This window comes from Streptomyces sp. NPDC096324, from assembly GCF_044763015.1.
In the GTDB taxonomy this organism is placed as follows: domain Bacteria; phylum Actinomycetota; class Actinomycetes; order Streptomycetales; family Streptomycetaceae; genus Streptomyces.
Genome location: NZ_JBIWFK010000014.1, coordinates 60984 through 85100, shown reverse-complemented (window position 1 = coordinate 85100; position 24117 = coordinate 60984). Strand labels below are relative to the sequence as shown.

Below are 24117 nucleotides of genomic sequence, written 5' to 3'. Positions count from 1 at the left end.
CACCCCGGCGGATATACGCGAAGTCCGCAGCCCTTGCCGCGTTAGCCTGGAGCGTCAGACTCCAGCCAGCTCAGTGAGGGGCGCAAGGATCCCGTGCGCATCGCCAGATTCTCCATCGACGGCAACGTCGCTTTCGGCGCGGTCGAGGGCGACAGGCCGGACGAGCTCGTCCTCGACATCATCAAGGGCATCCCGTTCGCGGACTTCGAGCTCTCCGGTACGAAGGTCCCGCTGAACAAGGTCCGGCTGCTGCCGCCGGTGCTCCCGAACAAGGTCGTGGCCTTCGGCCGCAACTACGCGGAGCACGCCAAGGAGCTCGGCAACGAGGTGCCCGACGCCCCGTTCGCCTTCTTCAAGCCGTCGACCTCGGTGGTCGGCCCCGGCGACCCGATCCAGTACCCCTCCTTCTCCAGCGAGCTGCACCACGAGGCGGAGCTCGCCGTCGTCATCGGCCGCATGTGCCGCGAGGTCCCGCGCGAGCGCGTGAAGGACGTCATCCTCGGCTACACCTGCGCCAACGACGTCACGGCCCGCGACGTGCAGAAGCGCGAGAAGCAGTGGGCCCGCGCCAAGGGCTTCGACAGCGCCTGCCCGCTCGGCCCCTGGGTGGAGACGGACCTCGACCCCGCCGACCTGACCATCCAGTGCACGGTCAACGGGCAGCAGCGCCAGCTCGGCCGCACGAGCGAGATGATCCACTCCATCGAGGACCTCGTCGTCAACATCACCGAGGCCATGACGCTGCTCCCGGGCGACGTGATCCTCACCGGCACCCCGGCTGGGGTCGGCCCCCTGAACGTCGGCGACGATGTCGCCGTCACCATCGAAGGCATCGGCACTCTCACCAACAAGGTGATCAAGCGTGGCTAACGTCCGTGTACGTTTCTGTCCCTCCCCGACCGGCAACCCCCACGTCGGGCTGGTCCGCACCGCCCTGTTCAACTGGGCGTTCGCCCGGCACAACGAAGGCACCCTGGTCTTCCGCATCGAGGACACCGACGCGGCCCGCGACTCCGAGGAGTCGTACGACCAGCTCCTCGACTCGATGCGCTGGCTGGGCTTCGACTGGGACGAGGGGCCCGAGATCGGCGGCCCGCACGCGCCGTACCGCCAGTCGCAGCGCATGGACATCTACGCCGATGTCGCCGCCAAGCTCCTGGACGCGGGGCACGCGTACCGCTGCTACTGCTCGACCGAGGAGCTGGACACCCGCCGCGACGCCGCCCGCGCCGCCGGCAAGCCCTCCGGCTACGACGGTCACTGCCGCGACCTGTCCGCCGAGCAGAAGGCCGCCTACGAGGCCGAGGGCCGCAAGCCCATCGTCCGCTTCCGGATGCCCGACGAGGCGATCACCTTCGACGACCTGGTCCGCGGCGAGATCACGTATCTCCCGGAGAACGTCCCGGACTACGGCATCGTCCGCGCCAACGGCGCGCCGCTCTACACGCTCGTCAACCCCGTCGACGACGCCCTGATGGAGATCACCCACGTCCTGCGCGGCGAGGACCTGCTCTCCTCCACGCCCCGGCAGGTCGCCCTCTACAAGGCGCTGACCGAGCTGGGCATCGCCAAGGAGACCCCGGCCTTCGGCCACCTCCCGTACGTGATGGGCGAGGGCAACAAGAAGCTCTCCAAGCGTGACCCGGAGTCCTCGCTCAACCTCTACCGGGAGCGCGGCTTCCTCCCCGAGGGCCTGCTGAACTACCTGTCCCTGCTCGGCTGGTCGCTCGCCGCCGACCGCGACATCTTCTCGATCGACGAGATGGTCGCCGCGTTCGACGTCACGGACGTGAACCCGAACCCGGCCCGCTTCGACCTGAAGAAGTGCGAGGCGATCAACGCCGACCACATCCGCATGCTCGACGTGAAGGACTTCACCGAGCGCTGCGCCCCGTGGCTGCGCGCCCCCTTCGCGCCCTGGGCGCCGGAGGACTTCGACGAGGCCAAGTGGCAGGCGATCGCCCCGCACGCCCAGTCGCGGATGAAGGTGCTCTCCGAGATCACGGACAACGTCGACTTCCTGTTCCTGCCGGAGCCGGTCTCCGACGAGGCGTCCTGGACGAAGGCCATGAAGGAGGGCTCGGACGCCCTCCTCCGCACGGCCCGCGAGAAGCTGGAGGCGGCCGACTGGACCTCTCCGGAGTCCCTCAAGGAGGCCGTCCTGACCGCCGGTGAGGAGCACGGCCTGAAGCTCGGCAAGGCCCAGGCCCCGGTCCGGGTCGCCGTCACCGGCCGCACGGTCGGCCTGCCGCTCTTCGAGTCCCTGGAGATCCTGGGCAAGGAGAAGACGCTGGCCCGCGTCGACGCGGCACTGGCGAAGCTGGCCGTCTAAGCGGAGCGCGTGAGGGGCGGTGTCCGGACCGGGCACCGCCCCTCACGCATGCGCGAGCCGGCACGGGTGGTCACGGTCACGAAGACCGACGCCGAGCGCCGTGCCGACGCGGGCCGAGGCCAAGTGGCGGTTCTCACGCGCGCCGGCGCCAGACGGCGCTCGTCGCCCAGACCGGTGTCGGCTGCGCGGGTCCGGTGGGTCGGCGGCGCGTGGTGGTCGTCACGGTGGGTGTTCCGTCCTCCTCGGTCGCGGGTGATCATCGCCGCCCGGGGGACAGCCGACCGCCCCCGGCGATACCGTCGGCGCATGAGCATCGACGCCGTGGTCTGGGACATCGACGACACGCTCTTCGACTACACGAGCGCCGACAGGGCGGGCATGCGGGACCATCTCGCGGCCGAGGGCCTGCTCGACGGCGGTACGACCGTCGAACAGGCCCTCACGCGCTGGCGGGAGATCACCGACGCCCAGTGGGCGAGGTACGCGGCCGGGGAGACGGACTGGCAGGGCCAGCGGCGGGACCGCGTCCGGGTGTTCCTGGGGGAGTCGCTCGACGACACCGAGGCCGACGCGTGGTTCGACCGGTACGTCACGCACTACGAGGGCGCCTGGGCGCTCTTCCCGGACGTCCTGCCCGCCCTCGACGCGCTCGGCGACGGCCACCGGCACGCGGTCCTCTCCAACTCCAGCCTCCTCGTGCAGGACCGCAAGCTGCGCGTCCTCGGTGTGCACGACCGCTTCGAGGCCATCCTGTGCGCCGCCGAGCTCGGCGTCTCCAAACCCGCCGCGGCCGCCTTCCACGCGGCCTGCGACGCCCTCGGGCTGCCGCCCCACCGCGTCGCCTACGTCGGGGACCACCCGGAGATCGACGGACGCGGCGCCGCCGACGCCGGTCTGCTCTCGGTGTGGATCGACCGGGGCGGAGCCCATGCCGCCGGCGCCGCCGGACGAAGGGGTCCGCATCGCATCGGATCGCTCGCCGAGTTGCCCGCGATCCTTGGCGCGGATACCCGTTTTGGAGCGTGGTCCACCTTCGGGTAATGTTCTTTCTGCGCCGCCGGGAGCGGGCCGAAAGGCCGGAGCCCGGAGACGTCAGCCGAAACAAGATCTTCGTACGGGATTGCGTTTCTGTGGCCTATGGTGTAATTGGCAACACTACGGTTTCTGGTACCGTCATTCTAGGTTCGAGTCCTGGTAGGCCAGCTCGCAGAGCTCATCTGCACCGCGGAGATCCAGATCCGCAACGCCCCCGTTGTGTAGCGGCCTAGCACGCTGCCCTCTCACGGCAGTAGCGCCGGTTCGAATCCGGTCGGGGGTACAGATCCTTCCCAGGAAGGCAGTTCGGGTCGCACCCGCTGCCCTTCATGCAGGATCGCTAGGGCCCCCGTTGTGTAGCGGCCTAGCACGCTGCCCTCTCACGGCAGTAGCGCCGGTTCGAATCCGGTCGGGGGTACTGACCGATAATGGTCTAAACCACCATGGGCTATGGTGTAATTGGCAACACTACGGTTTCTGGTACCGTCATTCTAGGTTCGAGTCCTGGTAGCCCAGCTCAGAATCTGCGCAAGCGCAGGATTCAGGCCCCCGTTGTGTAGCGGCCTAGCACGCCGCCCTCTCAAGGCGGTAGCGCCGGTTCGAATCCGGTCGGGGGTACACGGTCCGCAAGGGTCTCCACTTCGGTGGGGGCCCTTTCGGCGTTCGGAGATCAACTCTTCGGAGATCAACTCGCGGCGCCTCGCCATGAGTTGGATCACCCCGGAAACGAGGCGCGGGGCGCACCGGGCCCGAGGGCCGGTACACCCCGCGTACGGGACGATGCGCATCGGGGAGAGCCTGCCGCGGCGTTGAGGCCGGCCCTCCCGTCACGCGGGGGCGGGGCGAAGGTCAGCCCGTGCGGCGCAGGGCCTCGGAGAGACGCCCGGCGGCGTCGATGACCGCCTGGGCGTGCATGCGGCCCGGGTGCCGGGTCAGGCGCTCGATCGGCCCGGAGACCGAGACGGCGGCCACGACGCGGTTCGAGGGTCCGCGGACCGGCGCGGAGACGGACGCCACGCCCGGCTCACGTTCGCCGATCGACTGGGCCCAGCCCCGACGCCGTACTCCCGACAGCGCGGTGGCGGTGAAGCGGGCGCCCTGGAGACCGCGGTGCAGCCGCTCGGGCTCCTCCCAGGCCATCAGGATCTGGGCGGAGGAACCGGCCTTCATGGTGAGGGTGGAGCCCACCGGGACCGTGTCCCGCAGTCCGGACAGCCGTTCGGCCGCGGCGACGCAGATGCGCATGTCGCCCTGGCGGCGGTAGAGCTGCGCGCTCTCGCCCGTGATGTCCCTCAGGTGCGTGAGCACCGGGCCGGCCGTCGCGAGGAGGCGGTCCTCGCCGGCGGCCGCGGCCAGCTCCGCGAGCCGGGGGCCGAGTATGAAACGGCCCTGCATGTCGCGCGCCACCATGCGGTGGTGTTCAAGTGCCACGGCGAGGCGATGTGCCGTGGGTCGTGCCAGTCCGGTCGCCGCGACCAAGCCTGCGAGGGTGGCCGGACCGGACTCCAGAGCGCTCAGGACAAGGGCTGCCTTGTCCAGAACGCCGACGCCGCTACTGTTGTCCATGAAACGATACTCGCGTCTCACTCTGTGAAACGCAAGTTCAATTTCCGGTGGAACGCGCCACCCTTGTACACAGAGCGGCCCGCGGACCAACGGGCCCGGCGGACGACGTCCGGACGAGGGGTACGGAACGTCTGCCGCCCCGGAAATCTCTAGTTGGGCCGGCGCCACACGAGCCGGCCGGAGGGAAAGCGATGGGTAGGACACTCGCGGAGAAGGTCTGGGACGACCACGTCGTCCGGCGCGCCGAGGGCGAGCCCGACCTCCTCTTCATCGATCTGCACCTGCTGCACGAGGTGACCAGCCCGCAGGCCTTCGACGGCCTGCGTCAGGCGGGCCGTCCGGTGCGGCGCCTCGACCTCACCATCGCGACCGAGGATCACAACACCCCGACCCTCGACATCGACAAGCCCATCGCGGACCCGGTCTCGCGTGTCCAGCTCGAGACGCTGCGCAAGAACGCGGCCGAGTTCGGCGTACGGCTGCACTCGCTGGGCGACGTCGAGCAGGGCGTGGTGCACGTGGTGGGACCGCAGCTCGGTCTGACCCAGCCGGGCACCACGGTGGTCTGCGGCGACTCGCACACCTCCACGCACGGTGCCTTCGGCGCCCTGGCGTTCGGCATCGGCACCTCGCAGGTGGAGCACGTGCTGGCCACCCAGACGCTGCCGCTGGCCCGCCCCAGGACCATGGCCATCACCGTCGACGGCGAGCTGCCCGACGGCGTCACCGCGAAGGACCTGATCCTGGCGATCATCGCCAAGATCGGTACGGGCGGCGGCCAGGGCTACATCCTGGAATACCGCGGCCCCGCCATCGAGAAGCTCTCGATGGAGGCCCGGATGACCATCTGCAACATGTCGATCGAGGCCGGCGCCCGCGCGGGCATGATCGCCCCCGACGAGACGACCTTCGACTACCTCAAGGGCCGCGCCCACGCGCCCGAGGGCGAGGACTGGGACGCCGCCGTCGCGTACTGGAAGACGCTGAAGTCCGACGACGACGCCGTGTTCGACACGGAGGTCGTCATCGACGCCGCCTCCCTGTCGCCGTTCGTCACCTGGGGCACCAACCCCGGCCAGGGAGCGCCGCTTTCGGCGAACGTCCCCGACCCGGCTTCGTACGAAGACGCTTCGGAGCGCCACGCCGCCGAAAAGGCCCTGGAATACATGGGGTTGACCGCCGGGCAGCCGCTGCGCGACATCAAGGTCGACACCGTCTTCGTAGGTTCTTGCACCAACGGCCGTATCGAGGACCTGCGCGCGGCCGCCGAGATCGTCGGGGGCCGCAAAGTCGCCGACGGCGTACGGATGCTGGTCGTCCCCGGCTCCGCGCGGGTCGGACTCCAGGCCGTCTCCGAGGGTCTGGACGTGGTCTTCAAGGAGGCCGGCGCCGAATGGCGGCACGCGGGCTGCTCGATGTGTCTGGGCATGAACCCCGACCAGCTCGCCCCCGGTGAGCGCTCCGCGTCCACCTCCAACCGCAACTTCGAGGGCAGGCAGGGCAAGGGCGGCCGGACACACCTGGTCTCGCCGCAGGTCGCCGCCGCCTCGGCGGTCCTCGGCCACCTGGCCTCCCCGGCCGATCTGTCCGACGCCCCCGTGCCCGCTGGAGTCTGAGAGCCATGGAAGCATTCACCAAGCACACCGGCCGGGCCGTCCCGCTGCGCCGCAGCAACGTCGACACCGACCAGATCATCCCCGCCCACTGGCTCAAGAAGGTGACCAGGGACGGCTTCGAGGACGGTCTCTTCGAGGCCTGGCGCAAGGACGCCTCCTTCGTCCTCAACCAGCCCGAGCGCCAGGGCGCCACGGTCCTGGTCGCGGGCCCCGACTTCGGTACGGGCTCCTCGCGCGAGCACGCCGTCTGGGCGCTGCAGAACTACGGCTTCAAGACCGTCATCTCCTCCCGGTTCGCCGACATCTTCCGCGGTAACTCGCTCAAGAACGGCCTGCTCACGGTGGTTCTGGACCAGAAGATCGTGGACGCCCTCCAGGACCTGTCGGAGCGGGACCCGCAGGCGGAGATCACGGTCGACCTGGAGGCCCGCGAGGTACGCGCCGAGGGCGTCACCGCCGCCTTCGAGCTCGACGAGAACGCCCGCTGGCGGCTGCTGAACGGGCTGGACGACATCTCCATCACCCTCCAGAACGAGGGCGACATCGCGGCGTACGAGGCCAAGCGGCCCTCGCACAAGCCGAAGACGCTCCAGGTCTGACCCCCGGGCCGGGCCACGGCCCGGCCCGACTCATTTCAGCCACGCAACACCCCTCTGTACCCCCAATCGTGGACGGTTGGGGGTACAGCCATTTCCGCTCCCGGAGGGCCCCCGCAGGCCCCCACGAGGCCGGTCAACTCCCTTAGTTACAGGGCGGGTTGCCTGGGTAGTCGGGTACGTGGGCGACTTCCGGCCAAGGGGGCCAGGAGGCCTCCGGGGGGCGGCAGTTACCCTCTGCGCAGGCGACAACTCGCCCCAGATGGCACAATCTGTGCATGGAACGTGACGGCCAACTCGAGCTCTACATGGCAGTCGCGGCCCAACTCAAGGAAGCGCACACAACAGTGCGCGCACTGCAAGTCCCGGAGGGCGTACGGATGGCGCTGACCCGGAAGCTGCTGGTCATTACGGCCGCGGCCAAACACGATCTCGCCGACGCGGCAAGGCGGCTGGAGCGGTTCACCAGCGACCTCGACGAGGGCCGATTCCTCGAAGGGGATCACTGACGAACCGCGCTGCGGCCCGAGTTCGTTGCGGCACAAGGGTGATTAGCCCGTTTCGTGTTTGATTTGCGGTATATATCTGCCTAACGTGCGAAAAAGCTTGAACGCATTCGTTCGGGCTATGTCTCCGAAGGGGAAGACGTGAACAAGGCGCAGCTCGTAGAAGCGATTGCCGACAAGGTCGGCGGGCGTCAGCAGGCCGCCGACGCGGTCGACGCGGTACTGGACGCCATCGTCCGTGCGGTTGTCGGCGGAGACCGGGTCTCGGTCACGGGCTTCGGTTCCTTCGAGAAGGTCGACCGTCCCGCCCGTTACGCCCGTAACCCTCAGACGGGTGAGCGTGTTCGGGTCAAGAAGACCTCCGTGCCGCGGTTCCGTGCCGGCCAGGGCTTCAAGGACCTGGTGAGCGGCTCGAAGAAGCTCCCGAAGAACGACGTCGCGGTCAAGAAGGCCCCGAAGGGCAGCCTCTCCGGCGGCGCTTCCGCGACGGTGAAGAAGGCCGCGGCCAAGAAGGCCACCACCGCCAAGAAGGCGGCGGCGAGCAAGGCCGTGGCGAAGAAGACCACGGCGAGGAAGACCACGGCCGTCGCGAAGAAGACCACGGCGAAGAAGACGACGGCGAAGACGACCGCCGCCAAGAAGACGACGGCGAAGACGACCGCGGCCAAGAAGACCGCCGCCAAGAAGGCTCCGGCGAAGAAGGCCACGGCCAAGAAGGCCCCCGCCAAGAAGTCGACGGCTCGCAAGACCACCGCCAAGAAGGCCACCGCCCGCTAGAGGCGGGTACAGGGCACCTCACGCGCCGGGCCGGGCTCCCCAGGGGAGCCCGGCCCGCGGCGTGTCCGCGGCAGTCCCCGGCGCGTGGGTGCGGAACGTCCGCGGCACGGGGCTCAGAACGTCTGCAGCGTGATCAGGGTGATCCGGAGCTCCGCGCCCGCGCCCTCGGTCTCGATCCGCACACGCTGCCCCGGCCGCAGCAGCCGCAGCCCGCCGGCGTCGAACGCCGGACCGTCGAAGGGCACCGGCGTGCCGTCGTCGAGCAGCACCTGTCCGCTGCGGGTCTCGGGGTCGTACGTGTACGAGGTCGCCTGCATGGGGGCAGCCTACGGCTCGCCCGCCGGCGTCCGCCTACTGCCCGGGGATGAGCAGCCGCGCCGCCGCGGCCGCCGTGCGCGGTCCCACGCCGAGCGTCAGCGCCGCCCGCAGATCCTCCCGGGTGTCCACGTCCCGGCGTACGGAATCCACCGCGTCGAGACCGAGTTCCGCGGCCCCCGAGGCGCCATGACGGGCCCGGGATTCACCGCCGAAAGCGGGGAGCAATTCCCGGCCGGGGGACGCGGTCAGGAGCGTGGTGCCGATTGCAGCAGCATCGGCCAGGAAAGCGCGCGGGAATTCACCCGCGGCGGCCAGTACCCGGGCCAATTCAGAAGGCCGCAGAGCGGGCAGATCGGCGTTCAGGGCCGCGACGGCGCTTTCGGGATCCCGGGCCCGTACGACACCCGCGCCGTGCGCCAGTGCCGCGTTGAGGCCCCCACCCGGCTCGTCCGCGACGATCCGCGCGCCGAGTGCGGCCAGCGCCCGGCCGGCCACCACGTCGCCCGTGACGACCGCCACACCCCGCACGGCTGCGCAGGCCAGTGCCGCCGCCACGGTGTCCTGCGCGAACGCGAGCGCGAGGCCCGGGCGCAGTACGTCGGAAGCGGTGTCCGCGAGCCTGCTCTTGGCGCGCGCCAGGGGTTTGAGGGGTACGACCAAGGTCCACCGCACGAGCGCTCCACCCTCTCCAGTCACGCCTTATTGTGACCTGGTCACCCTGGCGGTCCGGGTGTCGGGGCGTACGGTGTTCTCGACAGACAGGCGGCCTGGAGCGACACTTGTGCGGCCCCCCAGGCTCTAGAGGAAGGTGTCCGCGTGCCCCGCCGCAGAATCGGCTTCTGGTACCGCTTTGCAGCGGTTCTCGTCAAACCGCCGCTCGTGGTTCTGATCAAGCGGGACTGGCGTGGGATGGAGAACATTCCGGCCGAGGGCGGATTTATCACCGCGGTGAACCACAATTCGCACGTGGACCCGTTCGCGTATGCGCACTACCAGTACAACACCGGGCGTGTTCCGCGCTTCCTGGCGAAGGCCGGGCTTTTCAAGAAGGGATTCGTCGGTGCCGCGATGCGCGGCACGGGACAGATTCCCGTCTACCGCGAGAGCACCGACGCCCTGAGCGCCTTCCGGGCCGCGATCGACGCCGTGGAACGCGGTGAGTGCGTCGCGTTCTACCCCGAGGGCACGCTCACCCGTGACCCCGACGGCTGGCCGATGACCGGCAAGACCGGTGCCGCGCGCGTCGCCCTGCAGACCAGGTGCCCGGTCGTCCCGGTCGCCCAGTGGGGCGCCAACGAACTGCTGCCCCCGTACGCCAAGAAGCCCGACATCCTCCCGCGCAAGACCCACCACGTGCTCGCGGGCCCGCCGGTGGACCTCTCGCACTACTACGACCGGGAGATGACCCCGGACCTCCTCAAGGAGGTCACCGAGGTCATCATGGCGGCCATCACCGCGCAGCTCGAGCTGATCCGCGGCGAGAAGGCGCCCGAGAACGTGTACGACCCGCGCGAGGTGCGCATCGCGCAGCGCCGCAAGGCCGCGGCCAAGTCGAAGGCACAGCAGGAAGAAGGGCAGGGCACGTGAGCAAGCCGGTCAGGGCGGCCGTCTTCGGAACCGGATCGTGGGGTACGGCCTTCGGCATGGTGCTCGCCGACGCGGGGTGCGACGTCACCCTGTGGGCACGCCGTCCCGAGATCGCCGACGCGGTCAACTCCACGCGGATGAACCCGGACTACCTCCCGGGGATAGAACTCCCGGAGAACCTGCGGGCCACCGCCGACCCGGCCGAGGCCGCCCGCGACGCCGAGTTCACCGTCCTCGCCGTTCCCTCGCAGACACTGCGCGGCAACCTCGCGGAATGGGTGCCGCTGCTCGCCCCCGACACCGTGCTCGTCTCGCTCATGAAGGGCGTCGAACTCGGCACCGTGAAGCGGATGAGCGAGGTCATCGAGGAGGTCGCCAAGGTCTCCGCGGACCGCGTGGCCGTGGTCACCGGACCCAACCTCGCCAAGGAGATCGCCCAGCGGATGCCCGCGGCGGCGGTCGTCGCCTGCCGCGACGAGGCGGTGGCCCGGCGCATCCAGACCGCCTGCCACACGCCGTACTTCCGCCCGTACACCAATACCGACGTGGTGGGCTGTGAACTCGGCGGAGCCGTCAAGAACGTGATCGGCCTCGCTGTCGGCATCGCGGACGGCATGGGCCTGGGCGACAACGCCAAGGGCTCGCTGATCACCCGCGGCCTGGCCGAGACCACCCGGCTCGGACTCGTCATGGGCGCGGACCCGATGACGTTCTCCGGCCTCGCGGGCCTCGGCGACCTCGCCGCGACCTGCTCCTCGCCGCTGTCCCGCAACCACACCTTCGGCATCAACCTCGGCCGGGGCATGACCCTCCAGGAGACCATCGCGGTCACCCGGCAGACCGCCGAGGGAGTCAAGTCCTGTGAGTCGGTGCTGGATCTGGCGCGCCGGCACGGCGTCGACATGCCGATCACGGAGACGGTCGTCAGCATCGTCCACGAGGGCAAGCCGCCGGTGGTCGCCCTCAAGGAGCTGATGGGGCGCAGCGCGAAGTCCGAACGCCGCTGAGCCGTCCCCGCCGAACCGCCAGGTGGGCGACGCTCCGCAACGGTGGGTACGACGCTGAGCAACAGCCGCCGTGGGGCGCTGACTCACCGCCGTACCACCGGGTACTCTCAACGCGATATGAGCACCGAGAACCTCCCCCAGAGCCCTGAGCAGGCGCCTCGCAAGCCGCGCGTGGCCGTCGTCTTCGGCGGCCGCAGCTCCGAACACGGGATCTCCGTGGTCACGGCCGGCGCCGTCCTGAGCGCCATCGACCGTACGAAGTACGACGTACTGCCGATCGGCATCACCCAGGACGGCCGTTGGGCGCTCACCGCGGACGAGCCGGAACGCATGGCGATCGTCGACCGCAAGCAGCCCAGCGTCGAGCAGCTCGCCGAGTCCGGCGAGGGCGGCGTGGTGCTCCCCGTCGACCCCGCCAACCGTGAAGTCGTCTACAACGAGCCCGGGTCGGTCCCCAAGGCGCTCGGCGAGGTCGACGTCGTCTTCCCGATGCTGCACGGCCCGTACGGCGAGGACGGCACCCTCCAGGGCCTCCTTGAGCTGTCCGGCGTCCCCTACGTCGGCTCGGGCGTCCTCGCCTCGGCCGTCGGCCAGGACAAGGACTACATGAAGCGGGTGTTCACCTCGTTCGGCCTGAAGGTGGGCCCGTACGTGGTGATCCGGCCGCGCGAGTGGCAGCAGGACCAGTCCGCCGCCCGCAAGAAGATCGTCGACTTCGCGGGCGAGCACGGCTGGCCGCTCTTCGTGAAGCCCGCGCGCGCGGGTTCCTCGTTCGGCATCACGAAGGTCGACGACCTCGCGGGCCTCGACGAGGCGATCGAGGAGGCCCAGCGGCACGACCCGAAGATCATCGTGGAGGCGCTGCTGCGCGGCCGCGAGATCGAGTGCGGTGTCCTGGAGTTCGAGGACGGGCCGCGCGCCTCGGTCCCCGCGGAGATCCCGCCCGTGCAGTCGCACGCGTTCTACGACTTCGAGGCCAAGTACATCGACGCCGCCGACGGGATCGTGCCGGCGCCGCTCACCGAGGAGCAGACCGCCGAGGTCCGCCGGCTGGCCGTCGAGGCCTTCGAGGCGGCCTCCTGCGAGGGTCTGGTCCGCGCGGACTTCTTCCTCACCGAGGACGGCGAGTTCGTGATCAACGAGATCAACACGATGCCGGGCTTCACACCGATCTCCATGTACCCGCGGATGTGGCGGGAGACGGGCGTCGGTTACGCGGAGCTCGTCGACCGGCTCATCCAGGCGGCGCTGCGGCGGTCCACCGGACTGCGCTGAGCACCGCGCGCCACCAGCACGTCAGTCGGCGATCCCCTCGGGGATCGCCTTCTTGACGGAGGGGGCCAGGTCGACGAGCACACCGGTGGCGTCCTCGTCCTTCGGCACGGTGACCTGGACGTAGGCCAGACGCGACGCGGTGGTGAGGCGGGTCGTCCCGTCGTCCTGCGGCTCCATCAGCCAGTCGACGCCGTTCACTCCGCCGGCCACCGCCTTCGGGTCCTCGCCCGTCGGCACCTTCGGATCGGACATCTTCACGGGCCGCTCGACACCGCAGCGCAGTATGATCGCCGGGCTTCCCCAGCCCGCGGTCAGCGCGGACCGGGGCTCAGGGTCCTCACGGCGCCGGCCGTCCACGGTCCGCGGCAGCGCCTTGTCCAGGTTCCGGCACAGCTCGGTGACCTTCGTGTCCGGACTCGGAACCGCGACGGACGCGCTGTCGTCTGCTGAGGAGCAGCCCGCGATCGCGATCAGCGCCGCGAGAACGGGCAGCCCGGGGGAAGCGGTGTGCCGGTGACGGAAGAAGTTCACCGGCCAAGGGTAGACGGGGGCTACAGGTGCACGACCGGACAGGTCAGGGTGCGGGTGATGCCGTCCACCTGCTGGACCTTGGCCACGACCATGCGACCGAGTTCGTCGACGGTGTCGGCCTGGGCCCGCACGATCACGTCGTACGGTCCTGTCACGTCCTCGGCCGTGATCACCCCCGGGATCTTGCTGATCGTCTCGGCGACGGTCGACGCTTTGCCGACCTCCGTCTGGATCAGGATGTACGCCTGTACCACGGAACCTCCAGGGCGGCCACGAGGATCATGTGGGGAAAAGGAACGCCACGGTATCGCGTTGCCGCGCGCCACGGGGAGACCCGCGGTGACTGGGGCTCGCGCGCCGGGGTGGAGGGACTGCGCAAGTTGACGGTCAACTCGACCGTACCGAGTACTCAGACGGCTCGCGACCGGGCACGGGCAGCGACAGAGGGAGCACGACGATCATGAAGGGCACCGTGGGCGAGTTGGGGGAGTTCGGGCTCATCCGAGAGCTCACCTCGCGCCTCACCACCACCCCGGCGGTCCGGGTCGGCCCCGGCGACGACGCCGCGGTGGTGGCAGCGCCGGACCGCAGGGTCGTGGCGAGCACCGACATCCTCCTCGAAGGGCGTCACTTCCGCCGCGACTGGTCCACGGCGTACGACGTCGGCCGCAAGGCCGCCGCGCAGAACCTCGCGGACATCGCCGCGATGGGCGCCGTGCCGACCGCGCTGCTGCTCGGTCTGGTCGTGCCCGCCGAACTCCCGGCCACCTGGCCCTCGGAGCTGATGGACGGGCTCCGCGACGAGTGCCAGGTCGCGGGCGCGGCCGTGGTCGGCGGGGATGTCGTCCGGGGCGAGACCATCACCGTCGCGATCACCGCGCTCGGCGATCTGCGCAACCACGAGCCGGTCACCCGGGGCGGCGCGCAGCCCGGCGACGTCGTCGCCGTGACGGGCTGGCTGGGCTGGTCCGCGGCCGGGTTCGCGGTGCTCTCCCGGGGCTTCCGGTCGCCGCGCGCCTTCGTCGAGGCCCACCGCCGGCCCGAACCGCCGTACCACGCGGGTCCGGCCGCCGCCGGGCTCGGCGCGACCTCGATGACGGACGTCAGCGACGGACTGATCGCCGACCTCGGGCACATCGCCGAGGCGAGCAAGGTACGCATCGACATCCGCTCCGGGGACATCGACATCCCCTCGCAGATGAACGACATCGGCCAGGCCGTCGGGGTCGACCCCATCCAGTGGGTCCTCACCGGTGGTGAGGACCACGCGATCGTGGCCACCTTCCCGCCGGACGTGAAGCTGCCCGCGCGCTGGAAGGTCATCGGCGAGGTCCTCAACCCGTCGGCGCTGCCGCGGGTGACCGTGGACGGCGCTCCCTGGACGAGCAAGGGCGGCTGGGACCACTTCGGGGACATCGAGTCCTGAGACCGCGTGCGGGGCCCGGAGGACCGGGCCCCGCACGACGGGCGGTGTTGCACTCGGCCCACATCGGCCCGCATCGCTCCGGATCGGTCCGCATCAGTCCGTACCGGCCCGCAGCGGCCGTTGTCCCGGAGACAGCAAAAAACCCGCCCACCGTGAGGTGGACGGGTTCAGTGCAAGCGAACCAGCAGTGGCCGCGCGCTAGCGGTTGTCAGCGCGTGACCTTGCCGGCCTTGATGCACGAGGTGCAAGCGTTCACGCGCTTCGGCGTCCCGCCCACCACGGTACGAACGCGCTGGATGTTGGGGTTCCAGCGACGCGGTGTACGGCGGTGCGAGTGCGAGATGTTGTTGCCGAAGCCCGGCCCCTTGCCGCAGACATCGCAGTTGGCAGCCACGGGTCACTCCAAAGACTTCAGATGCATTTACGGTTGATCCCGGCATGCCGAGGATCAAGATCTAGGATCTGAGGGGCGGTGCCAGGGGGATGGCCCGATCGGATCGGGCAACTGGAGCAGCATACAACGACTGCGTCCGGAGAACGAAACTACCATGACCTGCCGGTCGCCACCCCGCCCGAGGCCGGGGCCCTCTACCGGCAGTAACCCCTTCTGGGACTACGCTGCCTCCCACGTCCAGCAGCTCAAGGAGGCGCAGGTGCCGCAGGTGCCGCAGACATTCGATGCTCTCGCGGTGCGCACCTGGTGCGGGCTCGCGCTGGAGGCCCTGGGCCGCGCGCGCGAGGAGATCGACGCGATCAATGTCTACCCGGTCGCCGACGGGGACACCGGGACGAACCTGTATCTGACGGTGGAGTCGGCCGCGGCGGCGGTCGAGGCGGTGTTCGCGGGCCATGAGGCGGTGGCGGCTCCGGCGCCCGGGACCGCCGAAGGGACCGGGGCGGGCCGAGAGCGTGAGGTCTCCCTCGCCGACGCCGTCAGGGCCATGGCGCACGGGGCCCTGATCGGGGCCCGGGGCAACTCCGGGACCATCCTCGCGCAGCTCCTGCGGGGGATGGCCCAGGTGCTCGCGGCCGACAGCGGGACCGCTCACACCGACGGCCGGGGCCTGTGCCTCGCCCTGCGCAACGCCGCCGACTCCGCCCGCGGGGCCGTCGCGCACCCCGTCGAAGGCACGGTCCTCAGCGTCGCCTCGGCCGCCGCCGACGCCGCCTCCGGTGTCGAGGGCGACTGCGGCGAGGTCGCGGTCGCGGCCTACGCGGGCGCGGGCATCGCGCTCTCCGCGACCACCGGACAGCTCGCCGTCCTGGAACACGCCGGTGTGGTCGACGCGGGCGGGCGAGGACTGGTGGCGGTCCTCGCGGCACTGGTACAGACGTTCACGGGGGAGGCGCCGCGACCGTTCGCCGCCTCCGCCTCCGCCTCCGCCTCCGCCTCCCCGCACGAGCCGGGGGAGGGGACCGCACTCGGCACCACCGGCGTCCCCGGTGTCACACGCGTCCCCGGCACCACGGACCTGACCGGTTCCGCCGGCGCACCGGACGCTTCCCCCGGGACCGCCGGAGCCGGCACGGGGGACGGTTCCGGGACCGCGACGCGACGGCCGGACGGCCTCGGTGCCGACGCGGCGGCCGTCTGCGGGGACGGGGGCGCGGAGAGCGGGCATCCCGCCTTCGAGGTGATCTACCTCCTGGACGCGGAGGACGCCGCTGTGGACCGCCTGCGGGACCGGCTCGACGGCCTCGGCGACTCGCTCGTCGTGGTCGGCGGCGACGGCCTGTGGAACGTCCACGTGCACGTGGACGACGCGGGCGCGGCCGTCGAGGCGGGCGTCGAGGCGGGGCGTCCGCACCGCATCCGGATCACCCACTTCGCGCTCGGCGACGCCCACACCGGAGCCGGGGCGGGTCGGCCGCCCCGGGAGCGGACGCAGCGGGCCGTCGTGGCCGTCGTGCCCGGCGAGGGCCTCGCCGGGCTCTACACGGAGGCCGGGGCGACCACCGTGCTCGCGCGGCCGGGGGAGCCGCCCGCCAGCGGGGAGCTCGTGGAGGCCGTACGACGGGCCCACGCGCGCGAGGTGGTGCTGCTGCCCAACGACGCCGACCTGCGGCACACCGCGGCGGCGGCCGCCGAACAGGCCCGCGCCGAGGGCGTCCGGGTCGCGCTGATCCCGACCCGCTCCGCGGTCCAGGGCATCGCCGCGCTGGCCGTGCACGAACCGGAGCGCCGCTTCGACGAGGACGTCGTCGCCATGACGTCGGCCGCGGGCGCCACCCGCTACGCCGAAGTCGCCGTCGCCGAACGGCAGTCCTGGACCATGGCCGGCATCTGCCAGGCCGGAGACGTCCTCGGCCTCATCGAGGGCGACGTCGCCGTCATCGGCGCCGACGTCACCGCCACGGCGGAGACCGTCCTCGACCGGATGCTCGCGGCGGGCGGCGAGATGGTCACCCTCGTCCTCGGCGACGAGGCCCCCGAGACCATCGCCGCGCACCTGGAGTCACGGGTACGGGAGTCCTACCTCGCGGTGGACACCGTGGTGTACCGGGGCGGGCGCCAGGGCGCGCTGCTGCTGATCGGGGTCGAGTAGCGGACCCCGGTGCCGGCGGTCAGGCGCTCGCGGGCACCTCGGACCGCCGGGGGACCTCCAAGGGCCCGGCCGTCCGGTGGGCACGTTCGACGGCCTGTCCCCAGTAGGTCCCGGCGACCATGAGCAGGGCACCGAGGGCGGTGAGGGCGGTCAGGTGTTCGCCGCCCAGGACGATGCCGACCGCGACGGCCCACACCGGCTCGGTGCCCAGGAGCAGGCTGACCCGGCTGGCGGAACTGCGCTGCACCGCCCAGGTCTGGGCGAGGAAGGCGAACAGGCCGCAGAACAGGGCGAGATAGGAGAGTCGCGCCCAGCCGCCGGCGTCGACCCCGCCGAGCGTGGTCAGGGTGCCCGCGACGGGCACCGCGAACAGGACGGCGCCGACGAGCGTCTGGACGGCCGTGACGTGCAGCGGCCGCACCGGGTGACGGGCGGTGAGCCGTCCCACCAGGGCCACATGGGCCGCGCGGACCAGCGCGGCGGCGAGGATCAGCAGGTCGCCGCCACGAGGCGAGTGGAAGCCGCTGCCGGACACCAGGAGGACGACGGCCAGTAGACACACGCCGGTCGCGGCGAAATAGCGGGGCGGCAGCCCCGCCGCGCCGGACGTACGGTCCAGCAGCGGGGTGAGCACGATGGTGAGGCTGATCAGCAGGCCCGCGTTGGCGGCGCTGGTGTGGGCGACCCCGTACGTCTCCAGGACCAGGACGGCGGCCTGGGTGACCCCCAGCACCGCCCCGACCCGCAGCTCGTCGCGTGTGCAGCGCCTCGTCCGGCGCCGGACGCCGACGAGCGCGACACAGGCGGCGGCCGAGATGCCGTACCGCGCGAACAGGACGAGGAGGACGGGGAGCGCCGATGTGGCGGTCTTGGCGGCCAGATAGCTGGAACCCCAGACGACGGCGACAAGGAGAAGCACCGCGTCGGTGCTGCGGACTCGGGACACCTCCACACGCTCTCCCACCCGGACTCTGAAGCCCAGAGCGAAGTTCTTCAAGGTCTTTTAAGCATCACTACAATGAACGGGTGAACGAGCGGCAGCTGCGGATCCTGCGTGAACTGGGCGAGCTGGGGAGTGTCACCGCCGTGGCGGAGGCGCTGCTGATGACTCCCTCGGCGATCTCGCAGCACCTGCGCCTGCTGCAACGCTCGATTCCGGTCCCGCTCACCGAACGCGACGGACGGCGGCTGGTGCTGACGGACGCCGGGCGGGTGCTCGCCGGTGCGGCGATCGAGGTGGAGACCGCCCTCGCCCGGGCACGGCACTGCGTGGACGAGTTCGTGGACGAGCCGGCCGGAGACGTGTCCGTGGCCGCCTTCCACAGCGCGGCCGCCACGTTCTTCCCGGTCCTGCTGCGCGACCGGGCCGCGACGGCCCCGAGGCTCTCGCTCGCCGACGAGGACGTGGCGCAGGACCACTTCCCCCGGCTGACCCGGGACTACGACCTCGTCGTCGCCCACCATCTCGCGCACACGCCGCCCTGGCCGCGCACCGTCACCGCGACCACGCTGCTGAGCGAACCCCTCGACGTCGCCCTGCCGGCCGATCACCCGCTGGCCCGCGAGGCGAGCCTGACCCCGCACGATGTCGCGGGTCTGCCCTGGATCACCGTGCACGACGGTTTCCCGCTGATGGCCACCGTCGACGCCATCGCGACCGCCGCGAACCGGCGGCTCGACATCGTCCACCGCATCAACGAGTTCGCGGTGGTCGCGGAGACCGTCGCCGCGGGAGGCGGCCTCGCCCTGATGCCCCGCTGGACCACGCGCCCGCATCCCGCCCTGGTCCTCAGACCCCTGACCGGGGTCCACGCCGTACGCCGCATCGACGTGCTCCACCGTCCCGAGCGCGCGGCCCGCGAGGCCGTACGGACGGTCCTCGGCGAACTGCGCCGCGCGGCCGAGACGATCCGCACCGGCGACACCACCGGTCCCGGCGTGGCCGGACCAGACCCTAGGTCGCCTTCTCCATCAGCGTGACCATCCTCTCGGCCTCGGCCCGCCGGGCCTCGGCGATCTCCCCGTCCAGTCGGCCGCACACGGCGAGGACCGTACGCGCGCGGGCGGAGGCGGCCTCGTGCCGCCCCAGGTCGGCCTCCAGCCAGCCGGCCGCCAGTTCGGCGGCCGTACGGGCACCGAGCAGGGGCTCGCCGAGGGAGGCGAACACGGTGATCGCCCGGGCCATGTGCCCGAGTGCCTCCTCGAACACCTCCCGTACGACGGGCTCTTCCGCGTCGTCCGCCACGGAGCGGGCCAACAGGTCGCCGAACTGACGGTGGGTGTGCCCGAGTTCGGCGACGACACGACGCTCCTCGTCCGCCCCCTCGTCCGTGGGACGGACGCGGGCACCGGCACCGGAATCCGCGTCGACACCGGTTCCGGTTCCGGTATCGGCTCCGGCTCCCGCCTCCGCCGCCGACTCGCACTCCCGGATCGCCTGCGCCATCAGCTCCCGCGCCTCGCCGAGCTCGCCGTCCCGTCGGGCCGCGCCCCACGCGCGGGCCCGGAGCGTGCGGACGAGCCCGCCGACGTCGCCCAGCTCGCGCCACAGGTCGCACGCACGGACGTACGCCTGATCGGCCCGCGCGGTCATCCCGGCGTGCGCGAGGGCCTCGGCCGCGAGGTTCGCGAGCATCGCGTGGTCGCGCTGCTCGGGCCAGTGCCGGGCGATGTCGGCGGCACGCAGCCAGTGTTCGGCGGCCTCGCGGTGCTCGCCGAGCTCGGTGAGACAGTCGCCGAGCCACCAGCGCGTCTGCACGATCGCGCCCTCGCCGTGCATCTCGGCGGTCAGATCCGGCAGCGCCGACTCCAGGATCTCGGCCGCCTCCGCCCACCGCCCGAGCCGCAGCAGGAAACCACCGAGGTGGTGGCGCGCCCAGGCCCCGAACGTGGCGGCCTCGCCCGCCTCGTCGGCCCAGTGCGCGGCCTCCAGGGCATGCTCCGAGGCGGGGCCGAGCCGCCCGGTGGCGGCGAGTGTCTCGGCGAGCCGGAGGTGAAGCTGGGCATGGCCCACCGGCTCCAGATGGGACCCTCCGTGTTCCAGCGCGTCGCGCGTCGCCCGTTCCGCCGCGTCCAGGTCGCCGAGATGCGTCGCGATGCCGGCGAGCCGGGAGTCGTACTCGACGGCGAACCACGGCAGCCCCGCCGCGACGAACCCGTCGACGGCGCGCCGGAGGAATTCGGCGGCCCCTTCGGCGTCGTCGGCGCGGGCCGCGAGTTCCCCGAGCATCGCGTACGCCTCGGCGGCGCGCGACGCGAGTCCCACGTCGTCCCCGGCGTGCGGCCCCGTGAGGTCCAGCAGCTCCCGCGCGGCCTCCTCGGCGGCGACCATGACATCGACCTCGGAGCCGGTGTCGGTGTCGTGGAACGGCTGCCCGTTCACCGCGTCGGTCTCCAGCTCGTCCACCCGGTGCATCAGCGTCCGGGCCCGGCTCATCAGTACGGACGCCGTCTGCGAGATCCCCGTCCCTCCCTCCGCGAACAGGGCGAGCACCCGCGCGCGCAGCTCCGCGACGACCTCCAGGGCCTGCGCGGACCCGCCCGACAGCGTCTGGACGTACGCGGCGCGGGAACGGGCCGCCAGCGCCTTGCCGGGGTCGCCCGCCTCGGCGTACAGCCCGGCGGCCCGCTGGAAGAGCTCGGCGCCCCGCGGCCCGAGGCCCATCGCCGCGTGATCGGCGATCTCCGCGCGGTCGCGGACCTCCAGCTCGTGGCCCTCGGCCGCGCGCGAGACCGCCGCCCACGCCTCGACCGCGTCCGGGTCCCGCAGCGCCGAGAGCCGCCGGGCCTCGGCGAGCAGCGCGTCCACGCCCGGTTCGGCGGCCTCAGGCACCGCCCGCCCCGAGGGCGCGGGCACCGGCGGCCGGGATCCCGCGCGTGCCGGGGCCGCGGAACGGACACCCAGCGGCAGCCGGCCGACGAGCACCGGCTGGTCCATGCGGGCACGGGTCCGCTCGCCGACGTACGACGTGCCGTTGCGGTCGTCGAACCGCGCGGCCAGCGCGATTGCCTCCCCGCGCGCGTGCACGGCGAGTTCCGCGGCCGTCCACGCCCGCCCCGCGGGCCCGGGAACCGCCTGCCCGCCGAGCCCGAGCGCGGTCAGCCGGTCCATCGTGAGCGCCACGACCGCCATGAAGTCCAGTTTGCTGCGCGGATCCCCGGAGTCCGTGAAGTAGGCCGGGCGCTCCGCGAGCAGTTCCAGGGCGCGCGCCTCGTTGCCGGTCAGGGCGCAGAACTCCACATGGTCCGCGTACGCGCCGCGCATGCTCTCCATGGCCCGCACCAGCCGGAAACCCCGCAGATGATGGGCGCGCGCCTCCTCGACGCGTCCCAGGCGCAGCAGCGGCAGCAGGGAGGACGCGAGGACGGTGTGCGGCTCGTGGGCGCAGGTGTACTCGCCCTGGAGCACCGGCGCCCACAGCTCCAGCGCCTCCTGTTCGGCGCCGCGCACCGCGCGCCACCAGCCCTGCCCGTGCAGTTCGCACGCGTGGCAGTCGGCCATCGAGTCGCGGTCCGCCGCCAGCCAGGCCCCGTACGCCCGGTCGGCGCGCCCCAGGTCGCCCAGATGGGCGGCGACACTGAACTCAGCGCTGCGCACGGCCCGTTCGGAGTGACCGGCGAGACGGTAGCGCTGCTCCATCTCGCCGAGCCACTTCTCTATGGAGGCGAGCGGGACGTGCGGCTGGTCGAGCATGCCCGCCGACATCCACTTGAAGACCCAGTGCAGGGAGTGGATCTCGAACTCGTCGAAGTCCTCCGGGTGTTCGTCCCACATGCGCAGCAGGCGCGCGAAGGGGACGAACATCTTGTCCTTCTCGGAGCTGTAGTTGTAGACCTTGAGCTGGTGTCCGAGCGCCTCGATCACGGCGAGCGGGACGTCCAGCCCCTCGGCCTCCACGAGGAGTTGTTCCGCGCGCGCGTTGCGGCCGGGCCCCTCGGGCTGCTCGTAGTTGTCCGCCATCGCCCGGCGCAGCGTGTCGAAGTCCATGGCCGGGGTCATCGGCGGTCGTCCTTTCCGGGGTCGGTGTGGGTGGCCCATTCCAGGAGGCCGATGAAGGAGCGGTTCAGGAGCGCCGAGTCCGCGGGCCGCAGCGGGCGCTGGGCCATCAGCAGGGCCTGTCCGTACAGGGACTCCGTGGCCGTTCCGACGAGGTCCGGATCACCGAGCGAACTGATCCTGCGGATCAGCGGGTTGAGATGGTTGAGGACCAGACGCGCGCGGGGGGCGCTGCCGCGCAGCGAACCGAGGATGCCCGCCCACAGATCGTCGGCCTGCTCCTCGGCCTCCGCCCGGGCCTGTTCGTGGCGGGCCGCCCGGTCGTCCAGATGCAGGGCGGGCACCGACAACGGGTGGAAGGCGCGCAGCACGACGTCGCAGTTCAGCGGGTCGAGCCGGGCCCGCGCTGCGGCCAGGAAGCCGGCCAGCGCCAGCTCCTCGGCCGGGTCGACCGTGTCCAGGTGCGCCGTGACGGTGTCCGCGTCCAGCTCCGAGACGGCCGTGCCCGGACGGACGGCGGGCAGGGCCTCGATCAGCTCGCTGTCGTACGTGTAGCCGCCGTTGACGACCCCGACCCCCTGCGCGGAGGCGATCGGCGCGACCTGCCGGTACTCCTCCACGGTCCGCGTGAAGTGCACCACCGGGTGCCGCTGCGCGAACTCCTCGAGGGACAGCCGTCCGTCGGTCGTCTCGAACGGCAGCCACGGCAGCATCGTGCGCAGCATCCCGGCGTCGTGCCGCGCCAGCGACTTCACTCCCAGGTGGTGCACGGACAGGAAGGCGGCCAGCCGTTCCGGGTCACCCGCCGCGAGTCCGGTCAGCCAGGACCGGATGCGCTCGCCGAGCGCCTCCCGTACGGCGGCGAGGGTCTCGTCCTCGTACAGCGACTCGCGGGACGCGGTGGGCCGCAGGCTGTCCGTGTCGAGGACGCAGCGCACGAAGAACGCCCAGTCCGGCAGGAGCTGTTCGGCCCGCTCGGTGAGCAGCATGCCCTTCAGGTGCACGCGGTGACTCGCGCGCTGGGCGGGACTGACCGCCGTCGGCAGCACGTAGGCCACACCGCGGATCCCGGCGAGCGGCACGTCCAGGTCGATCGAGTCCAGCGGAGTGAACCCGAACAGCTCCCGGCAGTGCCGGGCCAGGGCGACCCGCCGGGCGGACGGGCTCGGATGGGGCCGGTCCCAGGGCGCGGGCAGATCCGCGATCGCCTCGTCCCCCACCCGTACGTCGTACGGCAGCAGCGCCCCGAAGTCGCGCGCCAGCGACCGGACCCGCTCCGGGCTCAGCCACTCGCCGGCCCCGGCCCGCGCCACCAGGTGCACGGTGGTGCCGGGCTCGGTACGCGCCTCCTGCGGCAGGGTGCGCACGGTGTACGAGCCGTCGTCGGCCGCCGTCCACTCGACCGGCGCCGCCCCGGGCGTGCGGGCGCTGCGGCTGACCACCCGGATCCGCTCGGCGACGACGAAACACGCGAGCAGCCCGATGCCGAACTGCCCGAGGAAGTCCGAACGAGCCGACTCCAGACCGTCGTTCCGCTTGGAGCTGCGGCCGATGGTCGCCAGCAGACTGTGCACGTCGGACTCGGTGAGCCCGACGCCGGAGTCCTCCACCCGCAGGGTTCCGTCCTCGGCGTACAGCCGCACCGTGGCCGGGGCGTCCGGATCCTCGGCGCGCCGCGCGGTGATCGCGTCGACGGCGTTCTGCAGCAGCTCGCGCAGGTAGACCTTGGGGCTGGAGTAGAGGTGATGGGAGAGGAGGTCGACCAGACCGCGCAGGTCGACCTGGAACGTATGAGGTGACGGGGAGGCCTGGGACGGCTGTGAGGTCTGGGAGTCCATCGTCGCTGCGCCGGTCGGTGGGGGGACGGGCGACGGCGCGGGGTCGGGCGGTCCCGGGGGAGGTGACCGCGAAGAGGGCCGGAGCGCGTCATCCTAGGCCCGGAACGAGCCGTCTGACCAGCGGATTCCCCGGACGTATACGGCAATGTCAGTGCCGTGGTGTGC

22 protein-coding genes and 5 tRNA genes are annotated in these 24117 nt (G+C 71.6%); 18 read left to right on the top strand and 9 right to left on the bottom strand.

The window, feature by feature from the left end; translation table 11 throughout:
- Positions 1–93 precede the first annotated feature (93 nt).
- The 8 genes from ACIQ7M_RS32590 to ACIQ7M_RS32555 all read left to right on the top strand — a co-directional run bounded on the left by ACIQ7M_RS32590 (position 94) and on the right by ACIQ7M_RS32555 (position 3985).
- Positions 94–870, top strand: coding sequence for a fumarylacetoacetate hydrolase family protein (locus ACIQ7M_RS32590; RefSeq protein ID WP_403651023.1), 777 nt, complete (start codon positions 94–96; stop codon positions 868–870).
- Positions 863–2332: a glutamate--tRNA ligase gene (gene gltX, locus ACIQ7M_RS32585; protein WP_403651021.1), complete on the top strand. Its 1470-nt coding sequence runs from the start codon at positions 863–865 to the stop codon at positions 2330–2332. The genes ACIQ7M_RS32590 and gltX overlap by 8 nt, the downstream gene beginning before the upstream one ends.
- A gap of 306 nt (positions 2333–2638) precedes the next feature.
- Positions 2639–3373: an HAD family hydrolase gene (locus ACIQ7M_RS32580; RefSeq protein ID WP_403651019.1), complete on the top strand. Its 735-nt coding sequence runs from the start codon at positions 2639–2641 to the stop codon at positions 3371–3373.
- Positions 3374–3463: 90 nt separating this feature from the next.
- Positions 3464–3535, top strand: a tRNA-Gln gene (locus ACIQ7M_RS32575).
- Positions 3536–3577: 42 nt separating this feature from the next.
- Positions 3578–3650 (top strand) — tRNA-Glu (locus ACIQ7M_RS32570).
- 62 nt (positions 3651–3712) lie between these two features.
- A tRNA-Glu gene (locus ACIQ7M_RS32565) sits at positions 3713–3785 on the top strand.
- Between the two features lie 26 nt (positions 3786–3811).
- Positions 3812–3883 (top strand) — tRNA-Gln (locus tag ACIQ7M_RS32560).
- A gap of 29 nt (positions 3884–3912) precedes the next feature.
- Positions 3913–3985: transfer RNA gene (locus tag ACIQ7M_RS32555), tRNA-Glu, on the top strand.
- Positions 3986–4216: 231 nt separating this feature from the next.
- On the opposite strand, the gene ndgR is transcribed toward ACIQ7M_RS32555, so the two are convergent.
- Positions 4217–4933, bottom strand: coding sequence for an IclR family transcriptional regulator NdgR (gene ndgR, locus ACIQ7M_RS32550; RefSeq protein WP_028806673.1), 717 nt, complete (start codon positions 4931–4933; stop codon positions 4217–4219).
- A 191-nt stretch (positions 4934–5124) separates the two neighbouring features.
- Here ndgR and leuC point away from each other — a divergent pair, with 191 nt between their 5' ends.
- From leuC to ACIQ7M_RS32530, 4 genes are all read left to right on the top strand, one after another.
- A complete protein-coding gene (gene leuC / locus ACIQ7M_RS32545) occupies positions 5125–6549 on the top strand; it encodes a 3-isopropylmalate dehydratase large subunit (RefSeq protein ID WP_403651016.1) in 1425 nt (474 codons plus the stop codon).
- Positions 6550–6554: 5 nt separating this feature from the next.
- Positions 6555–7148 (top strand): 3-isopropylmalate dehydratase small subunit, encoded by a 594-nt coding sequence (leuD, locus tag ACIQ7M_RS32540; protein ID WP_355766599.1) that lies wholly within the window; start codon positions 6555–6557, stop codon positions 7146–7148.
- Positions 7149–7423: 275 nt separating this feature from the next.
- Positions 7424–7654, top strand: coding sequence for a hypothetical protein (locus tag ACIQ7M_RS32535; protein ID WP_355766602.1), 231 nt, complete (start codon positions 7424–7426; stop codon positions 7652–7654).
- Positions 7655–7792: 138 nt separating this feature from the next.
- A complete protein-coding gene (locus ACIQ7M_RS32530) occupies positions 7793–8428 on the top strand; it encodes an HU family DNA-binding protein (protein ID WP_403651014.1) in 636 nt (211 codons plus the stop codon).
- A gap of 113 nt (positions 8429–8541) precedes the next feature.
- Here ACIQ7M_RS32530 and ACIQ7M_RS32525 read toward each other — a convergent pair whose 3' ends face one another.
- Together ACIQ7M_RS32525 and cofC are read right to left on the bottom strand one after the other, a co-directional pair.
- Positions 8542–8745 (bottom strand): hypothetical protein, encoded by a 204-nt coding sequence (locus ACIQ7M_RS32525; protein WP_355766608.1) that lies wholly within the window; start codon positions 8743–8745, stop codon positions 8542–8544.
- A 34-nt stretch (positions 8746–8779) separates the two neighbouring features.
- Positions 8780–9418, bottom strand: a complete 639-nt coding sequence (gene cofC, locus ACIQ7M_RS32520; RefSeq protein ID WP_403651012.1) for a 2-phospho-L-lactate guanylyltransferase — start codon at positions 9416–9418, stop codon at positions 8780–8782.
- A gap of 144 nt (positions 9419–9562) precedes the next feature.
- Here cofC and ACIQ7M_RS32515 point away from each other — a divergent pair, with 144 nt between their 5' ends.
- The 3 genes from ACIQ7M_RS32515 (at position 9563) to ACIQ7M_RS32505 (ending at position 12615) form a co-directional block, all read left to right on the top strand.
- Entirely contained in the window at positions 9563–10333 is a 771-nt protein-coding gene (locus ACIQ7M_RS32515) for a lysophospholipid acyltransferase family protein (RefSeq protein ID WP_403651010.1), read from the top strand.
- Entirely contained in the window at positions 10330–11340 is a 1011-nt protein-coding gene (locus ACIQ7M_RS32510; protein ID WP_355766617.1) for an NAD(P)H-dependent glycerol-3-phosphate dehydrogenase, read from the top strand. The genes ACIQ7M_RS32515 and ACIQ7M_RS32510 overlap by 4 nt, the downstream gene beginning before the upstream one ends.
- A 117-nt stretch (positions 11341–11457) precedes the next feature.
- Positions 11458–12615 carry a D-alanine--D-alanine ligase family protein gene (locus ACIQ7M_RS32505; protein ID WP_355766620.1) on the top strand — a complete coding sequence of 386 codons (1158 nt, stop codon included), beginning with the start codon at positions 11458–11460 and terminating at the stop codon, positions 12613–12615.
- Positions 12616–12636: 21 nt separating this feature from the next.
- On the opposite strand, the gene ACIQ7M_RS32500 is transcribed toward ACIQ7M_RS32505, so the two are convergent.
- Both ACIQ7M_RS32500 and ACIQ7M_RS32495 read right to left on the bottom strand, forming a co-directional pair.
- Positions 12637–13146 carry a DUF3515 domain-containing protein gene (locus ACIQ7M_RS32500; protein WP_403651007.1) on the bottom strand — a complete coding sequence of 170 codons (510 nt, stop codon included), beginning with the start codon at positions 13144–13146 and terminating at the stop codon, positions 12637–12639.
- A gap of 20 nt (positions 13147–13166) precedes the next feature.
- On the bottom strand, positions 13167–13400 hold the full coding sequence (locus ACIQ7M_RS32495; protein ID WP_355766626.1) for an Lrp/AsnC ligand binding domain-containing protein: 234 nt from the start codon (positions 13398–13400) through the stop codon (positions 13167–13169).
- Between the two features lie 206 nt (positions 13401–13606).
- Here ACIQ7M_RS32495 and ACIQ7M_RS32490 point away from each other — a divergent pair, with 206 nt between their 5' ends.
- Positions 13607–14572, top strand: a complete 966-nt coding sequence (locus tag ACIQ7M_RS32490; RefSeq protein WP_339131813.1) for a thiamine-phosphate kinase — start codon at positions 13607–13609, stop codon at positions 14570–14572.
- Between the two features lie 208 nt (positions 14573–14780).
- Here the strand turns inward: ACIQ7M_RS32490 and rpmB are convergent, their stop codons facing one another.
- Positions 14781–14966 (bottom strand): 50S ribosomal protein L28, encoded by a 186-nt coding sequence (gene rpmB, locus ACIQ7M_RS32485; protein WP_037625034.1) that lies wholly within the window; start codon positions 14964–14966, stop codon positions 14781–14783.
- A gap of 259 nt (positions 14967–15225) precedes the next feature.
- Between rpmB and ACIQ7M_RS32480 the strand changes: the two genes are divergently transcribed.
- Entirely contained in the window at positions 15226–17118 is a 1893-nt protein-coding gene (locus ACIQ7M_RS32480; protein WP_403651004.1) for a DAK2 domain-containing protein, read from the top strand.
- A 19-nt stretch (positions 17119–17137) separates the two neighbouring features.
- On the opposite strand, the gene ACIQ7M_RS32475 is transcribed toward ACIQ7M_RS32480, so the two are convergent.
- A complete protein-coding gene (locus tag ACIQ7M_RS32475) occupies positions 17138–18064 on the bottom strand; it encodes a DMT family transporter (RefSeq protein WP_403651132.1) in 927 nt (308 codons plus the stop codon).
- Between the two features lie 80 nt (positions 18065–18144).
- Here ACIQ7M_RS32475 and ACIQ7M_RS32470 point away from each other — a divergent pair, with 80 nt between their 5' ends.
- Positions 18145–19098, top strand: a complete 954-nt coding sequence (locus tag ACIQ7M_RS32470) for a LysR family transcriptional regulator (protein WP_355766633.1) — start codon at positions 18145–18147, stop codon at positions 19096–19098.
- Here ACIQ7M_RS32470 and ACIQ7M_RS32465 read toward each other — a convergent pair.
- Positions 19073–22117, bottom strand: a complete 3045-nt coding sequence (locus tag ACIQ7M_RS32465; RefSeq protein WP_403651002.1) for a tetratricopeptide repeat protein — start codon at positions 22115–22117, stop codon at positions 19073–19075. The genes ACIQ7M_RS32470 and ACIQ7M_RS32465 overlap by 26 nt on opposite strands.
- Complete coding sequence (locus ACIQ7M_RS32460; RefSeq protein ID WP_403651000.1) at positions 22114–23952, bottom strand: HSP90 family protein; 1839 nt, start codon at positions 23950–23952, stop codon at positions 22114–22116. The genes ACIQ7M_RS32465 and ACIQ7M_RS32460 overlap by 4 nt, the downstream gene beginning before the upstream one ends.
- Positions 23953–24117: the final 165 nt, after the last annotated feature.